The sequence below is a fragment of the Vibrio sp. YT-19(2023) genome (assembly GCF_033337395.1).
Genome location: NZ_JAWOQN010000764.1, coordinates 1 through 600, shown reverse-complemented (window position 1 = coordinate 600; position 600 = coordinate 1). Strand labels below are relative to the sequence as shown.

Annotated in this window: 2 protein-coding genes; both read left to right on the top strand. The window is 47.5% G+C overall.

Annotated elements, in window-relative coordinates; genetic code table 11:
* Positions 1-118, top strand: a 118-nt coding sequence (locus R7E78_RS28345; RefSeq protein ID WP_318058910.1) for an iron chelate uptake ABC transporter family permease subunit, incomplete at its 5' end; no start/stop codon positions are given.
* The coding region (locus R7E78_RS28340) for an ATP-binding cassette domain-containing protein (protein WP_318058909.1) at positions 105-600 on the top strand (496 nt) is incomplete at its 3' end. The genes R7E78_RS28345 and R7E78_RS28340, both read left to right, overlap by 14 nt.

Below are 600 nucleotides of genomic sequence, written 5' to 3'. Positions count from 1 at the left end.
AGATATTGGTGCGCGACTATTGCTGGATTCCGCAGAACTGCCTTTAGGTGTGATGACGACTTCTATCGGTGCGCCTATTTTCATTTGGATGTTGGTGAAGAGTCATGATGCGCGTTAAGCATATAGCGGTTGGAAGTCGTTTACTGCCACTTTCATTTGAATGCAAAGATGGCGAAGTCGTCCACGTTGTCGGACCAAACGGCTCTGGTAAGAGCACGTTACTTGCAGCGATTTCTGGCACATTAACTGGCAGGGATGGAGCGAGCGGTGAAGTTAATGTGGACGACAAAAACTTGCTTACGTTATCTTTGTCGGAGCAAGCTCATGTTCGCGGTTACTTATGTCAGCAATCTAGCCCTGCATTTAACGTCGATGTTTTTCAATATCTTGCGTTGTCATTGCCAAGTGGCGCTGCGATCACTGATGGTAAAGTTCGTGATGCCGTTAATATGGTGGTCGAGCTCGTCCAACTGCAAGATAAGTTGCACCGCAGTATTCAAACGCTATCAGGCGGCGAGTGGCAACGCGTACGCTTAGCGGGTGTATGCCTACAAGTGTGGAGAACGATAAATCCATACTCGCAGTTGTTGATTTTAGATG